The sequence below is a fragment of the Treponema sp. R80B11-R83G3 genome (assembly GCF_054786115.1).
Genome location: NZ_BDHF01000037.1, coordinates 1 through 16,172, shown reverse-complemented (window position 1 = coordinate 16,172; position 16,172 = coordinate 1). Strand labels below are relative to the sequence as shown.

General features: G+C 43.4%; 17 protein-coding genes. 10 read left to right on the top strand and 7 right to left on the bottom strand.

Going from position 1 to position 16,172, the window contains the following annotated elements:
- Positions 1 to 932, top strand: a 932-nt coding sequence (locus tag ACYVRH_RS06975; RefSeq protein ID WP_461256209.1) for a glycine--tRNA ligase, incomplete at its 5' end; no start/stop codon positions are given.
- On the opposite strand, the gene ACYVRH_RS06970 is transcribed toward ACYVRH_RS06975, so the two are convergent.
- A complete protein-coding gene (locus ACYVRH_RS06970) occupies positions 925 to 1,209 on the bottom strand; it encodes a BrnA antitoxin family protein (RefSeq protein ID WP_461256208.1) in 285 nt (94 codons plus the stop codon). The genes ACYVRH_RS06975 and ACYVRH_RS06970 overlap by 8 nt on opposite strands.
- 167 nt (positions 1,210 to 1,376) lie before the next feature.
- On the opposite strand from ACYVRH_RS06970, the gene ACYVRH_RS06965 reads away from it, so the two are divergent.
- The 4 genes from ACYVRH_RS06965 to ACYVRH_RS06950 all read left to right on the top strand — a co-directional run bounded on the left by ACYVRH_RS06965 (position 1,377) and on the right by ACYVRH_RS06950 (position 4,959).
- Entirely contained in the window at positions 1,377 to 2,303 is a 927-nt protein-coding gene (locus ACYVRH_RS06965; protein WP_461256207.1) for a 1-phosphofructokinase family hexose kinase, read from the top strand.
- 133 nt (positions 2,304 to 2,436) lie between these two features.
- Complete coding sequence (locus ACYVRH_RS06960; protein WP_461256206.1) at positions 2,437 to 2,844, top strand: aspartyl protease family protein; 408 nt, start codon at positions 2,437 to 2,439, stop codon at positions 2,842 to 2,844.
- A complete protein-coding gene (gene radA, locus ACYVRH_RS06955) occupies positions 2,844 to 4,253 on the top strand; it encodes a DNA repair protein RadA (protein ID WP_461256205.1) in 1,410 nt (469 codons plus the stop codon). Before ACYVRH_RS06960 ends, radA begins: the two co-directional genes overlap by 1 nt.
- Before the next feature lie 424 nt (positions 4,254 to 4,677).
- Positions 4,678 to 4,959, top strand: coding sequence for an RNA recognition motif domain-containing protein (locus ACYVRH_RS06950; protein ID WP_461256204.1), 282 nt, complete (start codon positions 4,678 to 4,680; stop codon positions 4,957 to 4,959).
- Between the two features lie 73 nt (positions 4,960 to 5,032).
- Here ACYVRH_RS06950 and ACYVRH_RS06945 read toward each other — a convergent pair whose 3' ends face one another.
- From ACYVRH_RS06945 to ACYVRH_RS06935, 3 genes are all read right to left on the bottom strand, one after another.
- Positions 5,033 to 5,920: a 1-acyl-sn-glycerol-3-phosphate acyltransferase gene (locus ACYVRH_RS06945; protein ID WP_461256203.1), complete on the bottom strand. Its 888-nt coding sequence runs from the start codon at positions 5,918 to 5,920 to the stop codon at positions 5,033 to 5,035.
- Positions 5,921 to 5,965: 45 nt separating this feature from the next.
- Complete coding sequence (pepT, locus tag ACYVRH_RS06940; protein WP_461256202.1) at positions 5,966 to 7,225, bottom strand: peptidase T; 1,260 nt, start codon at positions 7,223 to 7,225, stop codon at positions 5,966 to 5,968.
- A 106-nt stretch (positions 7,226 to 7,331) separates the two neighbouring features.
- Positions 7,332 to 8,297, bottom strand: a complete 966-nt coding sequence (locus tag ACYVRH_RS06935; protein WP_461256201.1) for a hypothetical protein — start codon at positions 8,295 to 8,297, stop codon at positions 7,332 to 7,334.
- Positions 8,298 to 8,509: 212 nt separating this feature from the next.
- Here ACYVRH_RS06935 and ACYVRH_RS06930 point away from each other — a divergent pair, with 212 nt between their 5' ends.
- The gene (locus ACYVRH_RS06930; protein WP_461256200.1) at positions 8,510 to 8,740 is read left to right on the top strand and encodes a hypothetical protein; all 231 of its coding nucleotides are present in this window, start codon (positions 8,510 to 8,512) and stop codon (positions 8,738 to 8,740) included.
- A gap of 23 nt (positions 8,741 to 8,763) precedes the next feature.
- On the top strand, positions 8,764 to 9,264 hold the full coding sequence (locus ACYVRH_RS06925) for a hypothetical protein (RefSeq protein ID WP_461256199.1): 501 nt from the start codon (positions 8,764 to 8,766) through the stop codon (positions 9,262 to 9,264).
- Between the two features lie 25 nt (positions 9,265 to 9,289).
- Here ACYVRH_RS06925 and ACYVRH_RS06920 read toward each other — a convergent pair whose 3' ends face one another.
- The 3 genes from ACYVRH_RS06920 to ACYVRH_RS06910 all read right to left on the bottom strand — a co-directional run bounded on the left by ACYVRH_RS06920 (position 9,290) and on the right by ACYVRH_RS06910 (position 11,735).
- Entirely contained in the window at positions 9,290 to 10,231 is a 942-nt protein-coding gene (locus ACYVRH_RS06920; RefSeq protein ID WP_461256198.1) for a hypothetical protein, read from the bottom strand.
- A 70-nt stretch (positions 10,232 to 10,301) separates the two neighbouring features.
- Positions 10,302 to 11,258: a DUF6976 family protein gene (locus tag ACYVRH_RS06915; RefSeq protein ID WP_461256197.1), complete on the bottom strand. Its 957-nt coding sequence runs from the start codon at positions 11,256 to 11,258 to the stop codon at positions 10,302 to 10,304.
- A gap of 12 nt (positions 11,259 to 11,270) precedes the next feature.
- Complete coding sequence (locus ACYVRH_RS06910; RefSeq protein WP_461256196.1) at positions 11,271 to 11,735, bottom strand: hypothetical protein; 465 nt, start codon at positions 11,733 to 11,735, stop codon at positions 11,271 to 11,273.
- Between the two features lie 160 nt (positions 11,736 to 11,895).
- On the opposite strand from ACYVRH_RS06910, the gene ACYVRH_RS06905 reads away from it, so the two are divergent.
- From ACYVRH_RS06905 to ACYVRH_RS06895, 3 genes are all read left to right on the top strand, one after another.
- Positions 11,896 to 12,810 carry a LuxR C-terminal-related transcriptional regulator gene (locus ACYVRH_RS06905; RefSeq protein WP_461256195.1) on the top strand — a complete coding sequence of 305 codons (915 nt, stop codon included), beginning with the start codon at positions 11,896 to 11,898 and terminating at the stop codon, positions 12,808 to 12,810.
- A 281-nt stretch (positions 12,811 to 13,091) separates the two neighbouring features.
- The gene (locus ACYVRH_RS06900) at positions 13,092 to 14,246 is read left to right on the top strand and encodes an InlB B-repeat-containing protein (RefSeq protein WP_461256194.1); all 1,155 of its coding nucleotides are present in this window, start codon (positions 13,092 to 13,094) and stop codon (positions 14,244 to 14,246) included.
- A 12-nt stretch (positions 14,247 to 14,258) separates the two neighbouring features.
- Positions 14,259 to 15,935: a hypothetical protein gene (locus tag ACYVRH_RS06895; protein ID WP_461256193.1), complete on the top strand. Its 1,677-nt coding sequence runs from the start codon at positions 14,259 to 14,261 to the stop codon at positions 15,933 to 15,935.
- The last annotated feature ends 237 nt before the right edge of the window (positions 15,936 to 16,172 follow it).

Genomic DNA, 16,172 nt, shown 5'->3' with positions numbered 1-16,172 from the left:
CAGCGAGTATCATCTACCTTCGTCCCGAAACCGCCCAGGGCATTTATGTCAACTATAAAAATATTATCCAGTCCAGCAGAATGAAAGTGCCGTTTGGCATCGCGCAAATCGGCAAGGCGTTCCGTAACGAAATTGTTACCAAGAACTTTATTTTCCGCACCTGCGAATTCGAGCAGATGGAAATGCAGTATTTTGTAAAACCCGGCACGGACGAAGAATGGTTTTCCGAATGGCGCAAACAGCGTTGGGCATATTACGAAAAACTCGGTGTTAAGATGGATCATCTGCGCTGGCATCAGCACGGATCGGACGAGCTTGCGCACTACGCGAAATACGCTTACGACATCGAATACCTGTTCCCGATGGGCTGGCGTGAGCTTGAGGGCGTTCACAACAGAACCGATTACGATCTTAAGCGGCATACCGAATTCTCCGGCAAAGATATGCAGTACATCGATCAGGACAACAACAACGAGCGTTACATTCCCTACATCATCGAAACTTCCGCCGGTCTTACCCGCAACCTGTTGATGATTCTCTGCGACGCCTACGACGAGGAGCAAGTCGCCGAAAAAGGCAACGATGACGACTGGCGCACGGTTCTGCGTTTCCACCCCGATCTTGCTCCGGTTACCGTCGCCATTCTCCCCTTGATGAAAAAAGACGGTCTTGCGGAACTAGCACAGGACATTCGCGCGGAACTGAAAGAGGACTACGCCACCGATTACGATCAGGCGGGAGCGATTGGCAGGCGTTACCGCAGGCAAGATGAAGCGGGCACTCCCTTCTGCGTTACCGTGGATTACCAGTCCAAAGAAGACGGCACTGTTACCCTGCGCTTCCGTGATTCAATGGAGCAGGTTCGTGTCCCAAGAGCGGAACTTGCCGCAAGGTTGCGTCAGGAGATTAAGGCGTATAAGAGGATTAAATAATCTTTCTCAAAATATCAGGATGGTTTTGAGCGTCTTCCAACATTCGTGCCATAGCCGAAGTATACCCTTCGCCAAGAGATTTCCACCATTCAAGGGATTTTTTCGATATTCGTAATGTGCAGGGTATTTTTTTCCTGTTTTCTGAATTGATTTGCTTGAATTCGGCTAACTCTTTTTCGGTAAGGCGTGGAGCGTCATCTGTGTATTTTATAGGCTTTTTTTCAGCAAGCCTAATCTCTTTAATTTGCGCTTTAGTTGGCTTTTGTCCAACCTTCAATGTTTCTTTCACCATTATAATTATGTTACATTATGTATTATATTTTGTCAAGTGTTTTTACATTCTATAATGCAACATTTTGTTGTCTATATTGAGGTACACTAGCCGTTTTAATAGTAATGTAAGCAATCTATTGGCAAAAACGCAACTATCACTTAACATACTATATGTCCTTTCTAACCATCTGTCTTAACCCCACCCTGCAAAAAACCCTTCGCTTTCCCTCAATATATCCGGGGACTGTGAACAGGACGGGAGTCCATCGCCTTGACGCAAGCGGCAAGGGGGTCAATGTTACCCGTGTTTTAACTCAACTTGGAAAAAAAGCGGTACATCTTACGCAACTTGGCGGCGGCATGAGGGCGCTGTTTCTTTCACTCTGCGATAAGGACAAGCTCTCCGTGCAGTGGGTTGAGAGCGAAAGCCAAATCCGTTTTTGTTACACTTTGCTTTCAGAGGCGGACAGTACTGTTACGGAGTTGATCGAAGAATCTGAACCAGTTAGTGCCGGAACTGAGGGGCGGCTGTTGGAAAAGTTTGAGCATATTCTTACAGACACCGCAGACTTGAGTTGGGTAATAATTTCCGACACGAAAGCGGCGGGATTTTCTGACGCTGTAATTCCCGCCATGACGCAAAGGGTAAAAGAAAAGGGAGCAAAAGTTATTCTTGATGTAAAAGGAAAAGATTTAACGGAAAGTTTGAAATATCAGCCGGACATTGTAAAGCCGAACCTTTTTGAATTTGCCGCCGACTTTGCGCCTGAGTTAATCAAGAACAACGAGTTGATAGCGATAGATGACGTGGCAAAGGATAGGATAAAATCAGCGGTACTGGACATGGCGCAAAAACACAACTGCGGCGTTATCCTTACCAATGGCAGCCGGAAGATTATTGCTACTGATGCGAATGAGTTTTTTGAAATTGAAGTCCAGCCCGTGAAAGCGGTTAATTCCACCGGCTGCGGAGACGCATTTACTGCCGGGCTTGCCGCCGCACTTGGAGACGGAGCGAGTTTTTGCGAAGCGATTAGCGAAGGGTGCAGATGCGGTGCGTTGAATGCGGCGCTTGTGAGACCGGGAGTTGTGCGGTGAGTAGTAAAAAGACAATAAGTACTGTATATTTCTCTTTGGCAAAATTCCCTAGCTAAAAGGCGTAGCTTTTTAGCAGCTATCCGGCTACGCGAATTACCCTTGACAATATTTGTCGATGTTATAGCATATATACATGGGAACATTTTACGAGAAAATCATATTAACCAACGCAAAAGACGATGTACGTGCCGCCTGCGGCTTGCTTAATGAACCTCGCACTATAACCCTTGACGCGATACCCGACACAGGCGCATGGACACTTATAATTAATGAAGAAATTCGCCAGAAATTAGGGCTTTCAACGGTAGGCAAAGTAGAATCCAGTATGGCTGACGGTTCCCTCTCTACGCACGATTTAACTGAAGCGGTTGAGATTCGCTGGAAAAACCGCAGAGCCATAGCGGAAGCGGTAGTTATGCCAATGGCAACTGATATTCTGCTTGGCGCTATACCGCTGGAAGCTATGGATTTATCGGTTGACCATGTAAACAAACAACTAGTCGGCGTTCATGGAGATAAATCGGTTTATTTAGCTAAATAATGAAAAAAGAAAAAACCATAATTTATAAATGTTCCTCTTGCGGGCGTGAAGAATCAAAGTGGCTTGGCAGATGTCCTGAATGCGGCGAATGGAACACCCTTGTAGAAACTGTCCTTAAAAATGAAAACTTTAACAAACGCGGCTCAGCGGGAAAAGACAGTGGGGTAGCGCAAACAATGCCTCTTTCCGCAGTAGACCCAATGGAAGGCAGCCGCATAAGCAGCGGTATCGGCGAACTTGACCGCGTACTTGGCGGCGGCATTATGAAACGTTCAGCCATTCTTGTCGGCGGAGAACCGGGAATAGGCAAGTCAACATTGATTCTGCAAACCGCCGCAGCAGCTTTAACAAAGGGTCGCGTTTTATACGTCTCCGGCGAAGAGTCCGCAGGGCAGTTACGGCTCAGGGCGGACAGGCTTGGCTTAAGCGCGGATAAAAGCGTCATGGAGCGCATTGAAATTCTCTGCTCGGGAAACCTTGAAGAAATTGAGACCGTTTTAAATAAAGTTAAACCCGTTCTTGTTTTAGTGGACTCCACTCAAACGCTTTATTCCGAACATGCGGATTCCGCGCCGGGCGGCGTAACCCAGATGAAGTTTTGCACTTTTGAGTTAATCTCGTGGGCTAAGGAACATGACGCTGCTTTGTTTTTAACGGCGCATGTTACAAAAGAGGGAGTTATCTCCGGCCCAAAAACTCTTGAACACATGGTGGACACCGTTCTTTATTTTGAGGAAAACGATAAGACTGCCGGTTTAAACGGAAACGCCGATTGTCGTTTTTTACGCGCAGTAAAAAATCGGTTTGGCTCTACGGATGAAATCGGGATTTTCACGATGGGGGAGCGCGGGCTAACTCCCGTAGAAGACACAGGCCGGATGTTTCTTGTAAGGCGCGAAGGGGATTTGCCCGCCGGAGTGGCGACTGCTGCGGTTCTTGAGGGGACAAGAACGATACTCGTGGAAATACAGGCGCTTACAATTCCCGCCAAAGGGACAATCAGCCGTGTTTTTTCCGATAAAATCGATTCAGGCAGGGTTTCGCGCATTTCTGCCGCTTTGGAAAAACATTTGAGTTTGCAGGGAAAATCGGGGTTAAGGCTGTCGGATCAAGATTTGTATGTAAATGCTGCGGGAGGCATCCGAATAACCGAGGTAGGAGTGGAATTGGCCCTTGCCTGCGCTTTATACTCAGCGCGGACGGGGCTTGCCCTGCCTGGCGACTTGGCAATTGCGGGCGAACTGTCCCTAACCGGGGAAATTCGGCCTATTCACCGCCTTTCAAGCCGGGTAAAAACCGCTTCTGCGCTTGGTTTTGGCTCATTTTTAGGCCCCGTCCCGGAAACGCCCATTCAGGGGCTAAAATCGGCCTCTAATATAAAAACCGCTATAAAGCTATTATATGGATAAATTTTTTCAAAAAGTATTGACATTAATTTTTCATAAGTTTATATTTTTACTAGTTGGATGATTTTTAGAAATTGAGTAGAGACTGTTTTGGCGGATTTTTTAAAAAACCGCGAGGTTTAGGGGTTCTGTTCTTGTCTGTTACCTTTTATTTTTTTTCCCTTAACAATTATGCATTGACTTTCTCTTGTTTTCAAAACAGGAGAAATTTAATTCATTCGCTTGTGCGGATGTGAATACTTGGACGTAAGTCCACCGGATTAATTGTCTGGCATAGCCAGAAAATTAATTCAGGTATCGTCTGTGACATTGTTTGAGACGTTGTTTTAAACATTGTTATGAATGATACCGGCGCCGCTCGGACGCAAAAGCAATCGGGTATCGCTTAACTACGATCCTGTTTGTTCCGGGCGAAGGAATTTTCTCAATGGCGAAGAAACTGTATGTCGGTAACCTCTCCTACAACACCACCGAGGATGGTCTGAAAAACCTGTTTTCAGGTTTTGGCAGCGTCGCGTCAGCTAAGATCATTTTCGATCGTGAAACCGGCAACTCCAAAGGGTTCGGCTTTATCGAAATGGGCAGCGATGAAGAAGCAGCGGCGGCAATTGCTGGCACAAACGGCCGTGAATTTGACGGTCGTCAACTGCGCGTAAACGAAGCGATGGATAAACCACGCCGTGAACGCGGCGGTGGCGGTAACTGGTAAATTTTTTAAAGCAAAGGTTTACCGGTATGTGGCGCAGCTTTTTCCTGTTAGGCGAAAGTTGCGCCACTTAATATCATTTTTTTAAAAGTTTTAATCTTTCTATTTCTGCGGCAGTATGCATTCTTTCAAGTTCATTCATTATCTCATTTGCAACCGCTTGTTTTTTATCTTCTTCAGTTGTCTTTGCCAGCACCTTGTTACGAAATTCATTACAGTCCGTAACAGGCCCCGCTGTTACGCGAACAATATCCTTGCTTACTGAGTCATTCAACATATCAGTTTTCTGCACATGTAAAAGCTCGCCGTTAATGGTGACAAAACACATATAGTCAAAAGAGCGGATATAAGAATCAATCTCCCGCACGCCTTTTTTAGTATTAGGATCCCATGGGCGGTAACGTGTTCCAGACGGGAATACAAGGATAATTCTTCCCTTGTATTTATGCCTGATAAGCGACTTCATCGCGGCGCGGTTAATGGCGTTGCCTCGCGCGATTTCGGCCTTGTCTTTTTCGGGATCCAATTCCTGCAAAGAGCGGCTTGGATAAATTACAATCTTATCGTAAGCTCCGGCAAAGGCGGCGACAATGGGATTGTCTTCGTTTAATTTCATTCCCGCAATGGCGATGATCGCGTCGCTTATTTCCTTGCCTTTGCCGCCTTCCTTTCGCGCCAATAACGAAACAATTGAAAGATCCATGTTGCTGTAATGCTCCACAAGAAGAAGGCACGCTTTCCCGGATTTGGCTTTTTCTAAAAGTTCTTCAAGGTGATTCATTCCATCCAACCCGCTTCCGGGCAGAAGTAAAGACCCTACCATTTCATCAAGAACTGCCATAGTACTCGGGTCGCCTTCCTGATAAACATTATCTTCTGTTATTAAAGTTGTAGCTTTTACCTGTTTGACTACTCTTTTTATTTGCTCGCTAAAAAACGTTGTTAATGTAAATGTTTCCGCCATAAAAATTCAACTCCTATTTTTATAAACTTTGTTTTGTGGCAATTTCTAAAAATCAAATTTTTTAGAAGTTCCCTTTATTAATTCGATGATTACCTTACAGGCTGCGCACATCTCACTCACGCTGACCCACTCCAGACGGCTGTGATAATTACGTCCGCCCGTAAAAATATTCGGAGCGGGTATGCCAAGCTCCGCCAGCCTTGAACCGTCCGTTCCTCCCCGCACTGGCTTTAAATGCCATTCAACTCCCGCATCACGCGCCGCCTGCATAAGCCTTTCAAGCGCCTCGGGTTTTTCATCTACCTTTGACTTCATATTATAGTATTGAGGCTGAGTTTTAACAATTACTTCACCGCCGGGAAATTGAGCTTTTACCGTTTCCGCGAAAACATCAAGCGCCATGATCCGCCGTTCAATTCCGCAGTTTTCAAAATCGCGAATAAACACTTCGAGTGCCGCTTTTTCCAAATCGCCTTTAATTTCCATTGGACAATAATAGCCGTAGTAGCCGTCAGTCGCTTCCGGGCTTTCACTGCGCGGCAGAAGAGTCGCAAAGGTTGATGCCATAAGCGCCGCATTTGCGAGTATGCCCCTTGCATGGCCTATATGTATCACTTTGCCGTAAAATTCGATGTCGGCTTTCCACGCGTTAAAACACTCGCTTTCAATTTCGCCTAAAGAGCCGCCGTCCACCGTGTAGCAAAAAGCGGATTTAATTTCCTCAAGCGGAAATTCAGGCAGTCCCTTGCCGGTTTCTTCATCGGGAGTAAAAATAATTTCGATTTGTCCATGCTCTATCTGCGGATTAGAGACAAGATATTCCACCGAAGCCATAATTTCCGCTATCCCCGCTTTGTCATCCGCTCCCAATAGCGTAGTTCCATCGCTGTGAATAATAGGCTTGCCTTTTTGCTCCGTAAGCCCCGGCTCTTTTTCGGGGTCAAGGCAAAGACCGTCAGCAAGTTCTATTTTCTCTCCGTTATAATTTTGTATAAGTTGAGGTTTAACGTTCTTGCCCGAAACATCACTTGCCGTATCAAGATGGGCGAGAAACCCAATACAAGGAGCGCTCTCTTTTTCTTGGCAAGCTGAGCTTGCCAGGCTTGCAGGCAGACGGGCTATCACATAACAGTGATCTGTAATTTTTACATCTTTCAACCCAAGAGCCAAAAGCTCATCGCGCAGAATTTTCGCTAACTCCCACTGTCCCTGCGTGGAAGGGGTTTCTTCTATATGGCGGTCGCTTTCGGTGTCGTAACAGACGTAATTTAAAAAACGGGGGATTATCAGTTTTTCGAGTTCCATTGTTGTATTATAATCGGTATAAGTCATCTATGCTAGATGTGTTTTCTTAAAAATAAATGTTTTAAATCATATTGCAAAAAATTGGGCGGCACTATCAACGGCAAGTTTAGAGTGGGCGCGACACTGTTGCGTCCCAATTTCTTTGGCTTTGTACATTTATTGGTATCAATCTCACAAACTTCTCGTCAATCACGTCAAATATTTCATAAGGAGCCATAGGGTTTCCGCGGTTCTGGAAAACTAACACTTCTCCTTCTTCTATCCAAAGATCAATGCCGTAAGTTTCTTCATCTGTCAATTTATCCCAATCAATATTATCCCAATCAATATCTATAATGCCATCAAAATTTCTTATCCAATTATGCGCCCACTTTATATTCGGAAGATAAACATACCATGTCTCATAAGAATAAGTAACTTCATAAGTACCGGTATATAAAGCGCCTTTTACATTAAGTTTATAAGAATTTTCCGCAATATCAAGGATAAGGTCGGCATCCGAATCTTCCTCATTACGGTATTGCCCGATGATCGCGGGTTTAGAAAGAAAAAATTCACTGACCGGAGTAAATTCAGAAAGGCTTAAGCCCCCGTCGTATCCCTCTTCCTCAGGGTCTCCTCCGTAGTCGTTGCTCATCAGCATAAAATATTTTCTTTCCCCATTTTTATCAAGATAGGAAATGCCGCTATTTGGAAATATTCCCACTTCCACCCATGATACAACGAATGGCTTTTGCGGAAGAAATTTGTCTATTAAATACAACACATCTGTAACATCCCAGCCTATGTCGTCGTTTTCGTCCCAGACAGGGCTGATGGATAGCCAACTAAAATCCCTGACGGTAACATTGGTTGTAAATTTGAGTCTTGGGTATTCACTATTAGGAATGAATAAGTGTACCGAAGAAGGGGCGTAATCGGACTCATCTACACCGGTAAAATCTATAACAATTTCGCCGACCTCTGATTGGAGGTCAGTTTCGGACTCTGATTGAGAGGCGGTTTTCTTCGTACAGCCGCTGATTATTATTACCAATGCTATAATTACCAAAATTTTAAATGTGTTTTTCATGCCATTCCTCTCTTTATATTTATGAAACATATATTTTACTATATTACTTATATAAAATTTTATCTATCATGCCGAAAGCGCACTCTTAAAACTTTATTTTTTATTCGTAAATTAATCTTTATTTTCTCACGCTACGCTTTTTAACATTGCTATTTGTTAATTGCCCTTGTCCATAACTGCCAATTCCAGTATATTTATGACAAGGAGAATATATGCCGCAGAACCAAACTATGACTCTTGACGAAAAACTAGCCATTTCTAACAAGGCATTTACATTATTGGATGCTGGAGACAGAGAAGGAGCTATGCGCCTTATGAAAACTGCCCCAATACCTCCGTATATAGCAAAAGTAATTAAGGAAAAAGCAGGAGCAGAATATTTAGCAGGCTGGAATTTATCGGATGCGGAGGCTGAATTTGGACAGGGCTGGCTTAATAAATAGCATAATTTTCGCAACGGCTGGTATTGACGCAGGAAGAAGGGCGCACTTCCTATGAAAAAGGTGTAACTTTGGCAATGACCACATTTCAACAAGCCTCGAACCAAGGGTTTGCAACAACCGCCGATCCGCAAACAATTTTACTAGCCGAATACACCTTCTTATCGCAGGAGCTAGAATTTTTGGAAAAGTCAGATAAAGAAAGTATAAGCAGTTTGACTAAAGCGATACGGTTTTTTGATGACGCTTTCCTTGCATTACAAATTGTTGAATACAAAATTATTTATAATGGTGTTGATAAAGCCATACCCCACGATAAAGATTACCGTGTAAAAGGTTTCCCTAAAGACTCATTTCACATCGCCTTTCATTCTCATAAGGCAAGGTTGAAAAATATACTCAAAACGCCCGGATTAGACCCCATCGAAAAAGCCCTTCTCAAACAGCGTTTAGTCAATCTTTCCGCCGGACAGAACGGGTATGTGGAATTGCAGAGGAAGACTTTACAAGAGAAAAAAGAAAAATGAAAAAAAATGGGGGCAACACCCTCTTTCACTGATCAGGGTAAATTATGTCCATTAATCTCAATCCCACAAATTTATCAAGTCCCTCAAATATGACATAAGGAGCCATATTATTTCCCTCGTTTTGAAAAACCAATACCTTGTCTTCCATCCAAAGTTCAACGCCGTAAGTTTCTTTATCCGTCATTTTATCCTGGTCCAAATTATCAAGTTCTTCATATGAAGTTATTTGCGCGTTATTATAGCTTTCAATCCAATTATGCGCCCATTTTATATCCGGAAGATAAACATACCATATCTTATTTGTGTAATAAACTTCATAAGTACCGGTATATAAAGTACCGTTCACATTAAATTTATATGAATCTTCCGCAATATCAAGAATAATGTTGCCGTACCTATCTTCCTCATTACGGTATTGCCCTATAATCGAGGGTTGAGAAAGATTTTCAATTGTCTCAGTCCATCGGGGAGTAAATTCGGAAAGGCTTAAGCCCCCGTTGTATCTCTCATCTTCAGGCCCGTAATCGTTGTTCCATACTGCGAAATACTTTCTTTGCCCGTTTTCATCAAGATAGGAAACGGCGTTAGACCAGTGCACTCCCATTTCCCCCGACGTTACAACGAGCGGCTTTTTTGGAAGAAAATCCTTTATCAAATACGACACATCTAAAACCTCATAGAGTATTTCGTCGTTTTGGCCCAAAAGAGTACCGAGGGATACCCATATAAAATCCTTGACGGGAATTTTGGTTGTGAATTTGATTTTTGGCCTGTCGCTATCAATGAATAAGTATACCGAAGAAGAGTCGTATCCGGAGTTATCCGCCCAGGAAGCGTCCATAACAATTTTACTGGCCTCTGATTGGATGGCAGTTTCGGACTCTGGTTGAGAGGAGGTTTTCTTCGTACAGCCATTGATTATTGTTACCAACGCAATAATCAACAAAATTTTGAATGTATTTTTCATGTATTACTCACTTTTAATTGTTCATAAGCCGCAAGACTCAAAATAGTTTTTAAGCCTTGCGGCAATAGTTTTAGATTATCGACACAAATACCAATGTCTGGTTAACAAGCTGATAGGCAATTTCGCCAAATGTAATTGGTCCAGGAAACGCTTCTATCTTTTTGCCCTCAAGATTGCCGTAGAGGAAATTCAAAATACAGTTGCAGGAAAAAACTGACGGTTTATCCTTGTGTTCGGCTATATGTTTGTTGAAAAGCGCGGCATAATCAGATACGGGTTTGGCTATCCTGTATTTTATTCCCTTGAACACTGGAGCGTAAAAATCTACAACCCCATTTTCAATTGTTTTAAATGAGATGTTGACGCCATTGCCGGCATATTCACCGACAATGGGAAGTTTTGTGTCTATTTTGTTTTCCGCTATATAGTCGGCTAACACAACTTCGTTTCCATTCACAAGGCATTTTTGTATATGAAATCCTTCTTCCGTAAACTCTATTAAGGGCGAAGAGGTATCCTGTTCAAATATATTGATGATGTTGACCGTTACCATTTTATCATCGGGAACCCTCAAATGCAGAGCTACGGCTTTGTCATAAAACGCCGAAGATCCGTTGACAGTTATCGGCTTTTGCCCTGTTTTGTTCAGATTTAAGCCGGAAATCCACCCGACTATGTTACGCAAAAACATATTGTCATAACCCGCGGCGTTCTGTGCGTATTCCTTATGAACGGCACTGTCAAAGGGTATGATCAAAAGGGAAAAACCGTTCTCAAAAGCGTCCACCATTACCTGATTAATATCCTGCTTGGTATACGTTTTAATAACGAAATCCTGATATGGGAATTCCGTAACGAACAATAAATCATCGGAAACTTTTCCGCCATCCTTTGCCATAAAATACTCTGTTGAGCCGCCGATCCAGTTCCCTTTAGGCAGTTTTTTAAGCAGTGTCTCGCTTCCGGCGACATGAAGCAGTTTCCCGCCCTTAATTAATTTTGCCGTCTCTTCAAGTGTAATTAACATATTCATTCCTCCTTATAGTTTTTCGATCTTCGCGTAATCCGCGATCATTGACTGTTTGGCTTTTTTAAAAAACTCGTTCATCGCAATGTTGCAGTTTTCCAGCGTTTGCCTCGAAGGGTTTTTTACATATATTTCTTTCAAGCGCGTTAAAAACATGGAAAACGCCAGGAGGTCAAATTTAAAATCTCCTTTCAAAAGCTTTTCAGTTTGACTAACCGACACTTCCATTACAGTGAAACTCTGTACCATGGCAGCGCCGTAAAATTGCTCAAGAATGGCATGATCCTTGGTCATTAACCTGTGGTATCTTTTTAAGAATTTGTTTATCTCTTCCGTACATTTTTCCAGCATTTCCCCTGAAGGCTTTTTAGAAAAGATTGTCTGCTGCTGCGTTAAAAACATGGAAAACGCCAGCAGGTTAAATTTAGCCGGCTGTTTTAAAAGCTTTAGTGTTTGCTGGATTGTTAATTCCATCATAAAGTACCCCCTTTTTATCATGATATTAACTCTGAATTTTACATTGGCAAACGGCGGGTATCCTATTACATTCTTTACTAATTCGACTGCACTTTCTACTAATTCGTATTTTTCATATACGCTACTTGTAATTTTTATTAAAAATTTTTATACTATTCTTATGGGTCAATACCAGCCGCAAATCCAGTGGGAACTCACTCGCGCTTTAGTGAGTATTGCCGCGTGGTGGGTGCTGTTTTACCGTCTCCACAGGCCAGAAACACAATGGCGGCGCATTGTTCTTATTATCACCATGCCGGTAGCTTATATCTTCTGGAAAGTTATGCCATGGGGGACTATTACCGTCATAATTTCATGGGCGGCTATTATAATGGTTTTCGCCTTTATCTGCGGCGATTTGCGCCGTACCCTCTTTACCGCTCTTTTCTATATCGGAATGGAAATGTCCATCGACCTTACCCGCTCCGCTCTAAGCGCTCTGATCTTTAACGGGTTTTTACCCCGCTATTCCCCAATGCGGTACTTACAGTTAAATTTGCAATACCTCGTCGTGTTCGGTTTATGCTGTTACTATTACACGATAATGAAACGGTATTCAGGCAAGCTTTCGGTTGCCAGTTGGGTAATCATTATTATCGCTCCTTTAATTCAATTTGTGGTATTAACCTATTTTACTTACATCGCCGATCCGCTTCTGGAGCAACAGGGCATCAACATTTACGGCCCCGGTTTCTGCTTCGGTCTATTCTGTATATTACTGAATCTTGGGATACTCTATCTTTATATCCGCCAACTGATTATTACCGACGCCCAACATTTAAAAATAGCGGTTTCCAACGCGGAGCCAATCTGGACGCCGGAAAACGGCCTGTCTGATAATTTTTGTAAACGCTACCAACTGACTGACAGGGAAAAAGACATTGTTGAAGTTATGATGCGCGGAAAGAGCAACAAGGAAATTGCCGATACTCTGTTAATTTCAATCAGGACAGTGGGAGCGTATCTTCAAAATGTTTACAAGAAAACCGGCGCGCTGAACCGCTTTGCTCTTTACTCGCTGATAAAAGGGGAATAATCAGCAATGAGAAGTGAGCAGTGAGCAGTTATAGCGAAGTATGCAAATGAAGCGTGAAAGTAACACGATTTGACAGCTTACAAAAACACTTCTCACTGCTCACTGCTAATTGCTCACTGTTCACTGCTAATTGCTCACTGCTAATTGCTCACTGTTATAGTAGAAAAGGCAGTATGAATTAGTATAGAGTGCAGTCGAATTAGTAGAAAATGTAATAGAATCGCCACCTCTCTTACCATAAAATATCACAATATTTCATTCGTAAGATTTAAGGAGGTTTTATGAAAATTACAGTAAAATCCATGCGAAGCATAGTGCTTTATATGCATGGTTTGCGGCGTCTTATCGCAGTTTTGGCGGTAACCGCATTTATTCCCCTGTTCATGATAGAGTGCGACAATGACACAACATCTACTGGCGCTAATCTCGATCTGGCTGGCTCAATAACCATCACCCCGTCAACAGCCGTAATTGGAACTGAACTGACCGCAACCTACACTGGGAACGAAGCCGTCAACTACAAGTGGGAAAAAGACGGCGCAACCAATGTCGGTACGAATAGCAACAAATACACGCCCACCCAAGCGGGGACATACACTGTAACGGTAAGCGCTACAGGGTACAACAGCAAAACCAGCGCGGTAGTTGACGTGAGCGATCCTTCACTTTCTAATCTGTCGGGAACCATAACCATCACCCCGTCAACAGGCGTAACTACTGGAACTGAACTGACCGCAACCTACACCGGGAACGAGACTGTCAGTTACCGTTGGGAAAAAGACGGCGGCACTGTCGGCACGAACAACAGCAAGTACACGCCGACCGTAGCCGGAAGCTATACCGTAACGGTGAGCGCAAACGGCTACAACAGCAAAACTAGCGCGGCAGTTACCGTCACCGTTACCGTTACCGTTAAAACTTATAACGTCAGTTTTGTTACCAACGGCGGAACTCCTGTAACAGCCAGGGACATAGCGGAAGGCGGCAAAATTGGAACGGTCAGCACAACTAAAACAGGCTACACTCTTGAAGGCTGGTACACGGACAGCGGCTTTACTACCCAATGGAATCTCGAAACCGACATCGTGGACAGGGAGGGCATAGTTCTCTACGCGAAGTGGGCTATTAATGCTAATACTTTGATAATGGAATTTGCCGGTCTTATTGATGAAAAAATCGATCTGACTCTGAACGGCAACGTCAACACCATTTCCATATCAGGCAATGATCACCTTGTTATAACCGTGCAAGGCGATTGGGATTATTACTATTGGTATATTGACGGAAAAATAAATATCGGCGCTACTGCGAAAACTTTTGAAATGAACGGAAATGGGTTTGAGAAACCGGGGATTCACACCATTACGGCGATTGTCGGGAATGGCTATCCCTATAAAAATTATTCCAAAGAACTGACCATTAAGGTCGTAAGGTAAAGGAGGAACATGATGAAAAATTGTACTAAAAAACATTCACTGTATTTCGCGGCATTAGCCGTGCTGGTATTTGCGGGCTGTTCAAACATTTTTAGCCCGGCTGATCTTCAGGAAAGCCATCCGCAAAAAGGACTGCGGATCACCATAGCCAACCCCGTTTTTGGAGCGCGGACACTATACCCGGATGATGTCGCGCCGGTTTTTACGCGGTATGAACTAAAGCTGCAAATGGTTGATGAGCCTTATTCTTCCTATCATAGCTATCCCATAGTATTGACACCGGAAAATCCTACCATCACCATCGATGATCTTACGCCGGGTGAATGGCGCATATCTGTAAATGCGTTTATTGATAATACCGAGAATGTAGCAGCGCAAATAGAGGATAATATCCCTCCAATAATAACCATTGACGCTCAAAACAGTTTCCAGGGGATTGTCATTCCATTAAAAATGATCCCCTGGAATAAAATTCCCGGTTTTTTCAGTTGGGACATTGGCTATGATTATGACAAGGCAGAAGTGGAAGCGGTGGACCTGTATGTGTACGAAGTCGGCAAAAATTATATTACCGAAACTGTTAAACACATTGACATACTCACTTCAGGGGAATGGTCAGGTTTTGTTGAAATTTCTTCGCGCTATTACATGATGACGGTACTCCTGCGAACTGCTTACGAGACCATAAGCTGGACGGAGGTTCTCCATATTTACCCCGGCATGACCACCAGGGCGGAACGCGTGTTTACCGACGACGACTTTACCGAAACAATCATGGTGAGCGGCTCAGTGAACATTGACGTCCAAGTAGCGCCTGGAAATTACGATGAAATAAATGTAGAAATATACTCGGATGACGACTGTACCGCACTCATTGATTCGTTCTTTGTCTACCCCTCCGACGGTTGGTGGTCATGGATGACAACGCCATTTGATACGCCGACAAACGTATATGTTAAACTAACCATCTATATTTCCGGTTATACTAAGCAAATAAGAACGTTCACAGTATCTCTGTATGATGAGGATGTAACCAAGAACATTGTCTATCTTATCTCGGACGGCACTGTCCTGAGCGGTTCAAGGCAAATCACGGTGAATGGAAATTCCGTATACAACATCCTTCTTGATGCTTATGTCTTTGATTCTTACGGAGGTCTTTCTACTACTAGAGGTAACGTATATATTAGCTACTTTAATAACAGCAAATGGTCTTTGACTATAACGCCTGCCCTTGATGTTCCAACTGAAGTACTCTTAGTCGCGGACATTATACTTGATGACGATTTTAGCAAAGAGATATTTGTAAATAAACCGCTGTCCATTTCCCCTGCATACGGCATTTCTGATATTGATTTTGGCGACATAAGCGCGAGAACCGTAGATGTAACCTTTGAGGGAGTTTTGGGAACCAGCGGGTATACTCTGTATGTTCTGAATACCTTTAGGACGGATTGGAGGAGTGTTAACTCAACTTGGGGAAATTATTGGTGGGATAGCAGCTTACACGGAAAGCAGGTTGCATACTACGAAAATATCACAGAATCTTTGTCCATGCTTATCCCCGATACCTCTCCCAATACGCTTTACTTTGTATTGGAGAAAGGCGGTACGGGCTATGTTACTTCTGCGCCTGTCACATCCTCCGGGACGGTTACGCTGGATATTAGCCAGATGGATCCGCTTTAATTTAGGTTGCATATAATGAGTGTCTGTCCATAATGTAGGCACATTATGGACAGGCCGAAAATCAAATTTACAGCACGTGTTCCCGTCAAGGATTTTAGTTGAGTGTCCATTCAACATGGTGAGGAAAGCGAGGGCTTTGAGGTTACGGATGTGTTGTATTTGATAAAGGAATTTCTTCCGCAAAAGCCGCTCATCGCGGCGAAATGTAACACAATAGTGTCAGATACAATTTTTAAC